The following is a 12583-nucleotide window of genomic DNA, read 5'->3' as shown; positions in this document are numbered from 1 at the left end:
GACATACCCCATGTGGAAGAAGACCGGGATCGTCGTCGCCGCCTCGGCCGCATCGCTGATGGCGCTCTCCCCGGTGGCCATGGCCCACGGCACCCACAGCGGTGACCACGGTGACGGGATCGACAAGAGCGCCGAGGGCCTGATCGCCGGCCTCAACGGCAACAACATCAACGTCCCGATCCAGGCCTGCAACAACAACATCCCGCTCAACCTCATCGGGCTGCAGGTCCCCATCGAGGACGCCGCCGCCGCGAACGGCCTCACCGGCGCACTCGGGATCCTCGGATCCGGCACCGCGAAGTCCGGACACTCGGTCACCGACCAGTCCGACAACTGCGCCCAGACCGGCGCCGCCGGAGACACCGTCAAGGGCCACAAGTAACATCCGCACCACCCAGCACTGCTTCGCCGACGGCCCAACCTTCACCACGCCGGCGACCACGCGGTCTGCTCTTCTGTCGAGCAACAGCACACAGACCGCGCACAGGACAGAGCCCCGCCCCGAGGGACCACGGCACTGACCCACAGGGTGCCCACCCCCGGGGCGGGGCTCTCCCACATCCCCGACAGCCCGGCAACGACAACGTCCCGAACCGGCGCCTCTACACTCGCCCACCTCGACCGCACCACCGCTTTGAAGCGCCGCGCTGGCGCCACCCCATAAAACTGGAACTGTTCCAGATAACTCTTAGGAAGCCCCGGGCCCGGGGTAAACGGGGGTGGTGTCCAGGCGCAGCGGTTCACCCGGGCCGGCCCCGTTGCTCACCACTATCGTGACCGCCTGTATCCATCGTGAAGGGAACCCGTCATGCGCCCACTTCCGCCGACGGTTGCGTTGATTGCGCACCTCCTCGCCCGGCTCCTGATCGGCGGTGTCCTGATCGCTCACGGCGCGCAGAAAGCCACCGGGTTCAACGAGGTCGTCACCGCTTTCACCCAGATGGGCGTCCCTGCGCCCGCCGCCGTAGCCGCGACGGCGATGACCATCGAGCTCCTCGGTGGTGCCGCGCTGATCGTCGGGTTTGCCACCACCATCGCCGCCGTCATCGTCGTCGTGAACATGACCGGAGCCGTCGTGCTCGTCCACTCCCCGACAACCGTGTTCGTCACCGACGGCGGCTGGGAACTGGTCGGCGTCATCGCCGCAGGAGCGCTCCTGCTCGCCGCCACCGGCCCCGGACCCTGGGCGGTCGACACCATCCTGGGCACCCGGCGCCACACACCCCCACCCGCGACCTGGCCTGACCCAAGCTGATCTCGGTGAGCATGCTCTCCGGGCTGACCGCGCCCGCTTCGCTCTTGATCAACGCAAGGAGCGACGGACCCGCCCGTCCGGCCACCCCCACGCCCCGACCCGTCGAGGTCTGCTCGCGGTATTCGCGGTCCGCGTCGTCCTCGCCGTCACCGGCGGGGATCAGCGCCCGCAGCCGCTCGGTGACCGGCTGCGGGATCCGCGCGGTGACCCGGATGAACAGGGCCTCCCCGGCGCGGTGCAGCGCCGAGGCCACCATGCTCCTTATCCGCGCCGCAGACGGCGGCTCGATGCGCTCCTCCCGGCACCGGGCCCAGCAGCGCCTGCCGCACCAACTCCGGACCGCACTCGGACGGCGCAATCTGCTCGATCAACCACGCGGTGTGAACCTCTGGACCGGGAACGAAGAGAGGGCGGGAATGCGAACCGAGCCCACACTGCAGACGGCTGGTGCCGAGCGTCCCCGCCACAGACCCGTCAGGACCCTGTCCGCACTCGTGGTCGCGCTGGCCGCGGTGTCCTGCTTGGTGGAGCTGAGCGCGGGGTTCGCAGCCGCGGGCCCCGTGGTGGACCGGTGGTTCTGGTTCGTGGGCATCCCCATCGGACCGAGCGTCGTGGTCGGTCTCGCCCTGGTCCTGCTGGCGGCGGCCCTGCGCGCCGGCAAGCGGGCCGCGTGGCTCGCCCTGGTCGTGCTCCTGGCCCTCTCCGCCGCCGGGGAGCTGGTCCTGGCCCTCGCCGGGGCGGCCGAGTGGGCCGGCACGATTGTTCCGACCGTGTGGGCGGCGCTGCTCGTCGCGCGCCGGGGCGAGTTCGCCGCGCACGTCGCCCCCGGGGCACACCGGCGGGCAGCCGCTGTCCTGACCGCGGGTCTCGGCGGGGCGGTCGGGATGGGCTGGCTGGTGGCCCCGTCGGTTGGCGGGGCCCCCGGGCGGCCGGGCCCCGCCTGGTGTGGGTGCTCGACCGGTTGACCGGGGGCACCTTCGAGCTGGTCGCGGGCAGCCCGGCCGGTGGCTGGCTCGACACCGCACTGGACGTCGTCGGTGGTGTGGTGCTGCTGGGTGCGCTCGCGGTCTTCCTGCGCGGCGCACGGGCACACGGCACCGCGACGGCGGACGACGAGCTGCGGGTGCGTGCGCTCGTCGCCGCCCACGGCGGGCCGGACTCGCTGGCCTGGTTCGCCACCCGCCGGGACAAGCGCGTGATGTTCGCACCGGACGGGCGCGCGGCCGTCGCATACCGGGTCGTCGCGGGCGCGTCGGTCGCGGCGGGCGACCCGGTCGGTCCGGTCGACGGCTGGCCCGCGGCGGTGTCCGCCTGGCTGGCCGAGGCCCACCGCTTCGGGTGGCAGCCGGTCGTCCTCGCCGCGGGCGAGCGGGGCGCCGCGGTGTACCGGCGGCACGGTCTGCGGGTGCGCCGGATCGGTGACGAGGCCGTCGTGGACCTCGCCCGGCTGGCCCGCACCGGCGGCCGCGAGGGCCGAGTCCGGCGCGCGGTCCGGCGGCTGGACGGCGAGGGCTTCCGGGTGACGGTCCGGCGGGTCCGCGACGTGCCCCCGGCCGACCTCGACGCGATCGACCGCCGTGCCGAGCGGTGGCGCGACAGCGCGATCGAACGCGGCTTCTCGATGGCCTCCGGGCGCGTGGCGGACCCGTCGGACCCCGACGTCGTTCTGGTCGAGGCGTTCGGTCCGGACGACGTCGCCTGCGGGCTGCTGACCTTCGCACCGTGGGGCTCCGACGGTCTGTCGCTCGACGTCATGCGCCGGGGGTCGCACGCCCCGGCGGGGCTGACCGAGTTCATGATCGGCAGGCTGGCCGCGGTCGCCCCCACGCTCGGTGTGCGCCGGGCGTCGCTGAACTTCGTCGTGTTCCGGGAGGCGCTCGAGTCCGGCGCGCGGCTGGGTGCCGGACCCGGCCAGCGGGCCCGGCGCACGGTGCTGCGCGGCGTGTCCTCGTTCGTGCAGATCGAGTCGCTGCACCGCTTCAGCCGCACCTTCGAGCCCGACTGGGTCCCGCGCCTGCTCTGCTGGTCCAGCGGCACCGCCCGGGCCGTGGTCGCCGCCGGTGCGGCGGAGGGCTTCCTGCGCCCGAGTGGCGTCGGCAGGCGCGCCGCCGCCCGCCGGCGCGACGACCGGTTCCGTGCCCGGGTGGACGGCATCGGAGCGCCGGGTGACACCGCCGATCGGTCCGCGGAGCGCGCCCGCTCCCTCGCCCTGGCTCCTCTGGTCCGACCGGTCGGGGAGGTCGATGACGTCGCCGCGCTGCAGCGCCGCCACGTCGGGCTGGACCGCGACGTGCGGACCGGCGAGCCGGCGACCGTCGTGGGCCGGGTCCGTGCGCAGCGGACGTTCGGCGCGCTGGCCTTCGCCACGCTGCGCTCGGGCCCCGCCCGGATCCAGGTGATCGTCGAGGCCGCCACCGTCGGCCCCGAGGCACTCTCCCGCTGGAAGGACGGCGTCGAGCCGGACGACCTGGTGCTGGTCAGCGGCGAGGTCGTCACCTCTCGGTCCGGGGAGCTGTCGGTACTGGTCGCCGACTGGCAGGTGCTGGGCGCACCGGTCCGCCCGGTGCGGCCCGATCCGCTCGCCGACGCCGCGGAACGCACGCTGCTCGCAGCCGGGTTCTCCGAGGTCGCCGCGCCCCCGACCCACCCGGCCCTCCCGGGTGCGCCGGGTCCGGGACCCGACGGCGCACCGGAGCGGGTCTACCACCTGGAACGGTCCGCGTCGGGCCCGGTCCTGCATCTGCGCGTGGCTCCGGCCGACGCGACCACGGCCCGCGGGATCCTCGACACGGTCCTCGCGGACCTGCCCGCGGAACCCGTACCGGGACGGACCGCCGTGGTCGAGGACGGGCGGCCGCTGACGACCGCGCCGCTCGCCCGGCCACGCCCGTGGTCCCCCGGGACCGCCGACGCCTGGCGCATCGTCGCCGACGGCCGGGACGTGGCGGAGGGCGCCTCCGGGCGCACCGACGCCGGGTTCGTCGACCGCCTCCTGGGCCCGGGTCCGGTGACCGCCGCGTTCGAGCGCGGGGTCCTGCCGTTCGCGACGCTGCGTGCCGACCTGGCCGCGCTCGCCGGGGCCACGGTCGACGGGCCGCAGGGCGGCCGGACCCCACCCGACGCCGGCGACGGCGACCGGGGCAACCGGTGACCGTCGCCCCGATGCCGCCACCGTTGCCGGTGCGCTCGGTCCTCGACCTGTCGCTCGTCGCCGGCGGGCTGCCGCTGGCGATCTCGATCGCCGGTGCCGCCGCGGCGGTGTTCCTCGCCTGGCCGCGCGGCCGGCGGTGGCTCCGCCCGGCCGTGCTCGTCGTCGCCGTGGCGGTCCTCCTCCCGGCGGTGGCCGCGCTCGTGCTGAACGTGCTCTGGCGCCCGACACCGGACGTGCTCCCGGCCCGGCTGTTCGTCTGGTCGGGGGTCGCGATCGCGGCGGTGCTCGCCGGGGTGGTGGCCGCTCGACGGGGTGGCCGGGACACTCGGCTGCTCGTCGTCCCGGCGGTGGTGCTGGTCCTGGCGACCAGCGGCGTCAAGGTCAACGCGATCTACGGCTACTACCCGACCCCGCGGCCGCTGCTGGGCCTGGCCGACCCGAACGCGCTGGACCCTGCGCGGGTCCCGCACCGCACCGGTACCGCCGTCGCGCCGGTCCGGTGGGTCGCGCCCCCTGATCTGCCCGACCGGGGTGCCGTACTCGACCTGCCCGTCCCCGCCCCCGTGTCGGGCTTCGCCGCGCGCCCGGCGCTCGTCTACCTCCCGCCCGCCGCGCTCGTCCCCGGCGCACCGCGCCTGCCCGTCCTCGTCCTGGTGGCGGGCCAGCCCGGAGCACCCCGGGACTGGCTGACCGCCGGGCGGCTGGCCGCGGTGCTCGACGTGTTCGCCGCGGCGCGCCGCGGGCTCGCGCCGATCGTCGTCGTCCCGGACGCGACCGGCTCCACGTTCGCCAACCCGCTCTGTGTCGACTCCCCCCGCGGCGCCGTCGAGACCTACCTGCGTCGCGACGTACCGGACTGGATCCGCGCCCGCTTCGACGTGGAGAGCGACCCCCGGCACTGGACCATCGGCGGGTTCTCCTACGGCGGCACCTGCGCCCTGCAGCTCGCCGTGCGCGCCCCCGGGGTCTACCCGGCGTTCCTCGACATCGGCGGGCAGGACGAGCCGTCCCTGGGCACCCGGGACCAGACGGTGCGCGCGCTGTTCGGCGGCGACGACGCCCGGTTCCGCGCGGTCAACCCGGCCGACCTGCTGCGCGCCCGCCGATACGACGGGGTGTCCGGCACCGTCGTCGTCGGGTCCGAGGAGGGCGACGACGTCGCAAAGTCCGCCCGGCTCGTCGATCTCGCACGCTCGTCGGGGATGCAGGTCCGCCACCTCGTGCTGCCCGGCGGGCACTCCTGGGCCGTGGCCACCGCCGCCCTGCAGCTCGCGCTGCCCGACATCGCCGCCCGCACCGGCCTGCCCTGATCCCGCTCAGATGCCCACCTTCACCCAACCGGGGTGCAGCCCGGGAGCGGGTGGGCGCTGATCGAGCCCCTGTTGCCCGATGCCCACACCGGTGGCCGTCCGGAGAAGCATGTCGCTGCTACTGCGCATTAGAGCGTGTCCCGCGGATCATGGGACGGGATCTCGTAGCCAGATCCTGATCGAGGCGACGTCGACGGTCCCTGGGATGTCTACCTCGGGGGCGATCTCTTCGAAAGGTAGTCCTACCTGCGCGGGCAGAGGGGTCGCGATCTCAGTCGACGAGATTTGACGCCGCTATAGACACGGCCTGACCAGGTAGTTTCCTCTGCTCATCGGCGTCGGCGCTGCCCCCTGGTGTAGACCGCCTCGAGCGCGACGGCCCAGATCATCGATCCCCCCGAAGGATCGATCCCGCTCACTCGACGTGCCGACGCCCCCGTAGCTGCCCGCCGCTGCCCGGCGACTCCGGGTAGCACGACCGTCGGCACCAGCGCTGCTGCCGGCGATTCCCCTAGAGCACCTGCGCCGGTTGCAGACGCCGACCTGCTGCGTGCCCATCTGGAGGGCGACCCGCAGTCGTTCAACGAACTGATCCGGCGGCACCGCACGCTGCTGCGGATCGTGGCCCTACGAGTCCTCGAGAACCACCACGACGCCGACGACGCGGTCCAGGACGGCCTACTGCGCGCGTTCCGTGGTGCACACACCTACGCCGGGCGCAGCTCGGTCGGGGCTTGGCTGCGCACGATCATCGAGAACACCGCGCGTACCGCCGTGCGTAACCGCCAGCGCGCCCAACTCCGTGTCTGGTCCAGCTTGTCCGGGCGGGTGGTGGCCGTCGTGACGATGAACGCGATGTCGGCGTCACTGATCAGGCGGGGACGACCTCCCGCCCACTGAGGGTCCAGCGCGGCCAGCCCCGCTCGTTGAACGCGTGGATCACATCGCGCACGGTGTCCTCGTCGGCGGCGGCCAGGCGGGCGAAAAAGTCCGCGCCCTCGTCCTCGCTGTGCAGCCCCAGGATCATGTGCTCGTCGGTGTCCCACACGGTGACCAGTGAATCGACCAGATACGGGTCGACCGTCTCGACATCGAACACCGCCAGAGACAGCCTGAACATCAACGTCCGGCTGCCCCAGTTCGCGAAGTGGAGATGGGCGTCGTAGTAGCGCTCCACCATCCGGAGTGGATCACCACCGAAATCGCCCCAGTGATACTCGTTCGTGAATCTGGTCGCACTGATCTGCGCCCGCGTTGACAACGCCCGCACCTCGGCCTGCTCCCGCTCGGTGAGCGGCCGGTCCAACGCAAGGAACTCATAGTACTGGTACTCGCTCACGCCAGCCCGTCTCTTTCCGGTCCGCCCACCGCCGGTAGGCACGTATCCACATCCTTCGCCAGCCTGCCCCGGTGCCGTAGGGGGGTCTGCGGATGCCGATCACGTGATGAGGTCGAAGGTACAGCGAGCTCCGCTCGCTGCGACGAGTTTGCCGTCTCCGGTGACCAGGGGGCCACCGAGACGTTCGGCGAGCGCAACGTAGGCAGCGTCGTAGGGAGTGATGTTGTCTTGGAGCTCCCAGATGCGCTCCAGTAGCGGAGCCAGTGGCATGCGGCGGATGGGGAAATCCGCCAGGTGCCGTAACGCGGCGGGTATCGCGGCATGCAGCACGGAGCTGCGGCGGGCCATACCCCGTAACGCGGAGACCACCTCAGCGTCGAGGTGAGCAGGAGCGAACAGGGCGTCGCCGGTTGCCAGGCGAGCCGCGACCACATCGCGACGAGAATCATCGGCCGCGTAGAAGGCGGCCAGTACCGAAGCATCGATCACGGCCAGGCTCACGAGGCCTCGCGCACCTCCCTCACCACCGCGGTCGCGTCGTCGAGGGTGAGCCCGCTGCCCTGCGGCGGCTGGTAGGAGGCCACGTAGTTGTCCAGCCGGGTCACCTGGGCGACCTCGGTGAGCCGGTCAACCACGAATGCCGACAACGACTGCCGGTTCGCCTCGGCAGTTGCAGCGAGCGCAGCGTAGACATCGTCGGGAACATCCCGCAGATTCATCCGCTTCATGGCGCCACTATGGCACCAATCGCAGTCGCAGGGCAACGGGGTGGTTTCGGGGATCATCTGGCGTCCGGGTGCGGCTGCGGTTGTGGCTGCCAGGACGGTCTCCGGTGCAGGTGCGGTCACAAGGTGGCCTGACCGGCGTCCAGCTCGCGCAGCAGTACCCGGGGCGCCCCGGTCACCGGGTCGGCGACGATCGACCCGTCGACCCGGAAGTGCGCAGCGAGCAGGCCGGGGGTCAGCACCTCGGCCGGCGGGCCGACCGCGGCGATGCGGCCCGCTGACAGCACCGCGACCAGGTCGGCGTACTGCGCGGCGAGGTCGAGCGAGTGCAGCGCCGCGACGACGGTGGTCCCGATGTCGCGGGCCAGGCGCAGGACCCCGAGCTGATGGCGGGGGTCGAGGTGGTTGGTGGGCTCGTCGAGTACCAGCACCCGAGGCTGCTGGGCCAGTGCGCGGGCCAGCAGCACCCGCTGCCGTTCCCCGCCGGACAGCTCCGACAGCGGGCGGGCGGCGAACGCGGTGCATCCGGTGCGGGCCAGGGCGTCGGCGACGACGGCGGCATCACCGGGCCCGGGTCGGCCGAAGGTCCCCAGGTGGGGGGAGCGGCCGAGCATGACGGCCTCCCACGCGGTGAAGTCGAACCCGCCGGTGTCGTCCTGGGAGAGCACCCCGACCGCGCGCGCGTTGTCGCGGTGCGCCATCGCGGCCAGGTCGTCGTCACCGAGGAGCAGGTGCCCCCGCAGCGGCTTGAGCACCCGGTACAGGGTCTTGAGCAGGGTGGACTTGCCCGACCCATTGGGCCCGACGAGAGCGAGGACGGCACCGTCGGGGACGGTCAGCGTCGCGTCGTGCACGACCCGGTCCCCGCCGTGGCCGACGCTGACGCCGTCGATCACGAGCCGGGCGCTCACACGCCCACCGCCCCCGTCGCGCTGCGGCGCAGCACCCAGAGGAAGAACGGCACGCCGATCGCGGCGGTGAGGATGCCGATCGGCAGCTCGGTCGGAGCGAGCACGAGCCTGGCGGCGGTGTCGGACCAGACCACGACGAGCGCGCCGAGCAGCACGCACACCGGCAGGGTGCGGCGGTGGTCGGCGCCGAACAGCAGCCGGGCCAGGTTCGGGACGACGAGACCGACGAACCCGATGCTGCCCGACACCGCCACCACCGCCCCGGTGAGCAGTCCGGTGAGGACGAACAGGGCCGCCCGCAGCCGGGTGGGGTCGGTGCCCAGCGCCGACGCCGTGTCGTCGCCGAGGACGAGCAGGTTGACCCGGTTCGCCTGCCACCACAGGGGCACCAGAAGCACGCCGACGATCGCGGCGGACAGTGCGAGCAGGTCCCAGCGGGCCCCGGCCAGGCTTCCGAGCATCCAGAACAGGACCTGCTGCTGGGCGTCGGTGTTGCGGGTGCGCAGCAGCAGGAAGGAGGTGATACCGCCCAGCAGCTGCCCGACCGCGACCCCGGCCAGCACCATCCGGGTCGCGTGCAGGCGCCCGCGGACCCGGGACAGGACGAAGACGCCCAGCCCCGTGAGCAGCGCACCGGTGAAGGCCGCGGCGGGCAGCGTGAACAGCCCGGCCGTCGCGGTGCCGATCGTGGTGATGACCAGGACCGCGCCGACCGAGGCCCCCGACGACAGCCCCAGGATATAGGGGTCGCCGATCGGGTTGCGGACCATGGCCTGCACCAGCAATCCGGCGACGGCGAGCCCGGCCCCCACGACGACACCGAGCAGCACACGTGGGGTGCGCAGCTCCCAGACGATGAAGTCCTCGGCCCGGTCGATCCCCGACACACCGCCGGTCAGGTGGGCGGTCACGGCGTCGAGCACCCGGCCGGGCGGGATCGACACCGGGCCGAGGCCGATCGCGACGACGACCGAGGCCAGCAGGGCGAGGAGCAGCCCGGCGAGCACGGCCGCCGGCGGCACCCGGCCGAGCAGGCCGCCGGCCGCAGGGACCGGCCGGTCCGGCGGCACCCGGCCCAGCAGGCCGCCGGTCCCCGCCGCCTCCTCATGCATGGTCATCCGGTGCCGTGGATGCCCTTCGCGATGGTGGCGACGGCGTGCCCGTTGAGCACGCTGGGGGACAGGGTGATCGACTGCGGGACGGTGACCAGCCGGTTCTCGCGCACCGCGGTCGTCGAGGCGAGGGCGGGGCTGGACCGGATGGCCGCGGTCAGCTCGGCGTCGCTCTGCGGGGAGAATCCGGTGATCACCACGATCGCCTGCGGGTCGAGGGCGGCGACCTGCTCGGCGGACAGGCTCGCGAAGTCGCTGTCCTGGTCGGCGGCGATGTTCTGCCCGCCGGCGAGGGTGATGATGCCGTTGGCGAGCCCGGAGCCGCCCTGGGTCATCAGCGGCTGACCGGTCTGCGGGGCCGAGGACAGCGCCAACACCCGCACCGGTGCGGTGCCGGGGGCGGGGGTCGCGGCCGCGACCTGGGCCTTGATCCGGTCGACGAGCTGCGTGCCCTGCGCCTCCGCGCCGAACACGGCCGCGGTCTGCTGGACGAACGTGTAGGTGTCGTCGATGTTCTGCACCGGCGAAGGGGCGTCGTCGCAGGCCACGAGGCTGGCCGCGCCGGCCTGCTGCAGCCGTTCCACCGAGGGGGTGCCGTCGAAACCCCCGAAGCTGTAGCTCGAGATGCCGACCACGAGGTCGGGCTTCGCCGCAACGACCGACTCGGTGTTGCCCTGTCCGGGGTCCAGCACCGGGATCGAGTCGAGCTCGCTCCGCTCGGCTCCGGTGAAGGCGGTGAAGAAGTCCGGGGCCGCGGTGCCGACGATCCGCTCACGCTGGCCGAGCGCGGTCAGGATCGCGGCGGCGCCGCCGTCCATGGTGACCACGCGCTCCGGCGCGGCCGCGAGCTGCGGCACCGGCGGGCAGGCGGGCGCGGCCGGGTGGCCTGCCCCGCCCGCGGACGACCCGCTCGTGTCCATGCCCTCGTGGCCCGCGTGGTCGCCGGCGGCCGGTCCACCGCCGCCGCACCCGGCCAGCAGCACGGCCGTGGCGACGGCGGCCAGCGCCGTCGTGATCGCCCGTCGATGTCGTCGCACCCTCACACGCCCTTCATCAGAATCGTCGTCGGAACACCTCACGAGTCGCAGTTCGGGAGCGTCCGGTTCCTCCGTTCGTCGGCACTCCTGTATGATATGCATCGCGCCGTTCGGCCGTAAGGCCCGGGAACTCGACCCCGCCTGGTCACGACTCGTCACTCGACAGTGGAGAATCGGGGGCACGAGATGGCCGGAGGCACAGCGGCGGACCCCGTCGGCGGGGTACGTGACGACCGGGCCGCGGTCGCAGTCGCGGGACTGCTGTCGTTCGTGGCGATGTTCGACATGAACGTCGCCACCGTTGCCCTGCCGCGGATCGCGGACGGCTTCGGCGCCGATCCCCGGCCGGTCCAGTGGGTCGTGCTTGCGTACGCGATCCCGGCCGTGGCGTTGCTGCTGCCCGCGGGACAATGGTTGGACCGGGTCGCCGTGCGGCCCGCGCTGATTGCGGCCGTCGGTATCTTCGCCGCTGCGAACTTCGCGGCCGTGGTCGCGCCGTCGCTGCCGGTGCTGGTCGGCCTGCGCGGGCTGCAGGGTGTGGGCGGCGCAGTGCTGATGGTGCTGATGCCGGTGCTCGCGATGGCCGCGGTCGCCCCGCAGCGGCGGGGCCGGGCGATGGCGGTGCCCGCGACGGCCGGGCCGGTCGGCGGGGTGCTGGGCCCCGCGGTGGGCGGGCCGCTGATCGAGCTGGCGGGCTGGCGCGTCGCGTTCGTCCCCGCGGTACTGGTGTCGCTACTCGCTGTCGTGCTGGTCCGCCGGTCCCGGATCCCCGCCGGGAGGTTCACCGGACCGGACGGGCCTGGCCTGGCCGACGCCGCTCTGCTCATCACCGGTCTCGGACTCGCGTGTGCGGTCGCCACCGGTGTCCTCACCGGTCCGGCGGTGGTGGCCACGGCGGTCGCGGTCGCGGTCGCTGCGCTCGCCACGTGGGCGTCGCGCCCCGGGGCCCGCTCGGTCGCCGCGGCGCTGCTACCGCGTGGCGCTGCGCCCGCCGTGGCTGTGGCGCTGCTCGCCGGGGCGTTCGCGGCCGCCTCGTACCTGGTCGCCGTCGGGCTGCAGACCGGGGGCTCCGGGCCCGCCGCCGCCGGGCTGGCGCTGTTGGCGTTCCCGCTGGGGATGGTCGTGGCCGGGCCTGCGGCGGGCCGGCTCGCCGACCGCTACTCTCCGCGTGCGGTCGCCATCGCGGGCGGCGTCCTCGCCGCGGTCGGCTTCGCGGTGCTCGCCGGGCTGCCCGACGCGGAGTCCTGGAACCCGGTCGACTGATCTGCTACCGCCGCCTCACCAAGCCGAAGCCGAAGCCGAGATGATGGTCGACCCAGCCCTCGCTGAGGCACTGAGCCTTTGCCAACCTGATCAAGCGTTGGCGATCATGAGGCTCTGAACTGCGGCGATGAGGTCGCCGGCCCGGTTGGGGCTGGATCGGATCTTGCGCAGGATCTTCCAGTTCTTCAGCTCGGCGTTGGCCCGCTCGCCGGGGCCGCGGCGGCGGGCGTGCGCGGCGTTGACGGCCTTCTGGTTCGTCGACAGACCTCGGTAGCGGCCGGTGTCGGGATCCTTGCGGCGGCGGCGCTGCGGGACCGCGACGGTGGGTCCGGCGCCCTGGTAGGCGGTGTCGGCCGCCGCCGGGATCTCATGCTCGGTGAGGGCGTCGATGATGCCGTGCTCGCGAGCGGCGCCCATGTCGTGCCGCGCCCCGGGCAACGGCGGCGAGATCCACACCAACCTGCCGGCGGGGTCGGCGAT

At 73.5% G+C, this 12583-nt stretch carries 14 protein-coding genes; 7 read left to right on the top strand and 7 right to left on the bottom strand.

Annotation, left to right across the window (positions count from 1 at the left end; genetic code table 11):
* From Ae331Ps2_RS29050 to Ae331Ps2_RS34430, 6 genes are all read left to right on the top strand, one after another.
* A partial coding sequence (locus tag Ae331Ps2_RS29050; protein WP_371336477.1) for a hypothetical protein occupies positions 1-382 on the top strand: 382 nt, incomplete at its 5' end.
* 426 nt (positions 383-808) lie between these two features.
* On the top strand, positions 809-1255 hold the full coding sequence (locus Ae331Ps2_RS29045; protein WP_075313173.1) for a DoxX family protein: 447 nt from the start codon (positions 809-811) through the stop codon (positions 1253-1255).
* Between the two features lie 11 nt (positions 1256-1266).
* The gene (locus Ae331Ps2_RS34435) at positions 1267-2220 is read left to right on the top strand and encodes a hypothetical protein (protein WP_371335820.1); all 954 of its coding nucleotides are present in this window, start codon (positions 1267-1269) and stop codon (positions 2218-2220) included.
* Complete coding sequence (locus Ae331Ps2_RS29035; protein ID WP_170918346.1) at positions 2205-4406, top strand: phosphatidylglycerol lysyltransferase domain-containing protein; 2202 nt, start codon at positions 2205-2207, stop codon at positions 4404-4406. Before Ae331Ps2_RS34435 ends, Ae331Ps2_RS29035 begins: the two co-directional genes overlap by 16 nt.
* A gap of 11 nt (positions 4407-4417) precedes the next feature.
* Entirely contained in the window at positions 4418-5716 is a 1299-nt protein-coding gene (locus tag Ae331Ps2_RS29030; protein ID WP_075313263.1) for an alpha/beta hydrolase family protein, read from the top strand.
* Positions 5717-6100: 384 nt separating this feature from the next.
* Positions 6101-6616, top strand: a complete 516-nt coding sequence (locus Ae331Ps2_RS34430; protein ID WP_083696413.1) for a sigma factor — start codon at positions 6101-6103, stop codon at positions 6614-6616.
* Here the strand turns inward: Ae331Ps2_RS34430 and Ae331Ps2_RS32315 are convergent.
* From Ae331Ps2_RS32315 to Ae331Ps2_RS28995, 6 genes are all read right to left on the bottom strand, one after another.
* Complete coding sequence (locus Ae331Ps2_RS32315; RefSeq protein WP_075313191.1) at positions 6588-7055, bottom strand: hypothetical protein; 468 nt, start codon at positions 7053-7055, stop codon at positions 6588-6590. The genes Ae331Ps2_RS34430 and Ae331Ps2_RS32315 overlap by 29 nt on opposite strands.
* Before the next feature lie 99 nt (positions 7056-7154).
* Positions 7155-7556, bottom strand: a complete 402-nt coding sequence (locus Ae331Ps2_RS29015) for a type II toxin-antitoxin system VapC family toxin (protein WP_083696412.1) — start codon at positions 7554-7556, stop codon at positions 7155-7157.
* On the bottom strand, positions 7553-7783 hold the full coding sequence (locus tag Ae331Ps2_RS29010; RefSeq protein WP_139319119.1) for a hypothetical protein: 231 nt from the start codon (positions 7781-7783) through the stop codon (positions 7553-7555). The genes Ae331Ps2_RS29015 and Ae331Ps2_RS29010 overlap by 4 nt, the downstream gene beginning before the upstream one ends.
* A 116-nt stretch (positions 7784-7899) precedes the next feature.
* Entirely contained in the window at positions 7900-8691 is a 792-nt protein-coding gene (locus tag Ae331Ps2_RS29005; RefSeq protein WP_075313196.1) for an ABC transporter ATP-binding protein, read from the bottom strand.
* A complete protein-coding gene (locus tag Ae331Ps2_RS29000) occupies positions 8688-9809 on the bottom strand; it encodes an iron ABC transporter permease (RefSeq protein ID WP_249265290.1) in 1122 nt (373 codons plus the stop codon). Before Ae331Ps2_RS29000 ends, Ae331Ps2_RS29005 begins: the two co-directional genes overlap by 4 nt.
* Positions 9806-10840 (bottom strand): ABC transporter substrate-binding protein, encoded by a 1035-nt coding sequence (locus Ae331Ps2_RS28995; RefSeq protein ID WP_075313198.1) that lies wholly within the window; start codon positions 10838-10840, stop codon positions 9806-9808. Before Ae331Ps2_RS28995 ends, Ae331Ps2_RS29000 begins: the two co-directional genes overlap by 4 nt.
* Before the next feature lie 186 nt (positions 10841-11026).
* On the opposite strand from Ae331Ps2_RS28995, the gene Ae331Ps2_RS28990 reads away from it, so the two are divergent.
* The gene (locus Ae331Ps2_RS28990) at positions 11027-12103 is read left to right on the top strand and encodes an MFS transporter (RefSeq protein WP_075313199.1); all 1077 of its coding nucleotides are present in this window, start codon (positions 11027-11029) and stop codon (positions 12101-12103) included.
* A gap of 90 nt (positions 12104-12193) precedes the next feature.
* Here the strand turns inward: Ae331Ps2_RS28990 and Ae331Ps2_RS28985 are convergent.
* The coding region (locus Ae331Ps2_RS28985; RefSeq protein WP_139319267.1) for a transposase family protein at positions 12194-12583 on the bottom strand (390 nt) is incomplete at its 5' end.

The organism is Pseudonocardia sp. Ae331_Ps2 (assembly GCF_001932405.1).
Classification (GTDB): Bacteria; Actinomycetota; Actinomycetes; order Mycobacteriales; family Pseudonocardiaceae; genus Pseudonocardia.
The sequence above is the reverse complement of the archived record's forward strand: the minus strand, read 5'-3'. Positions and strand labels throughout refer to the sequence as shown.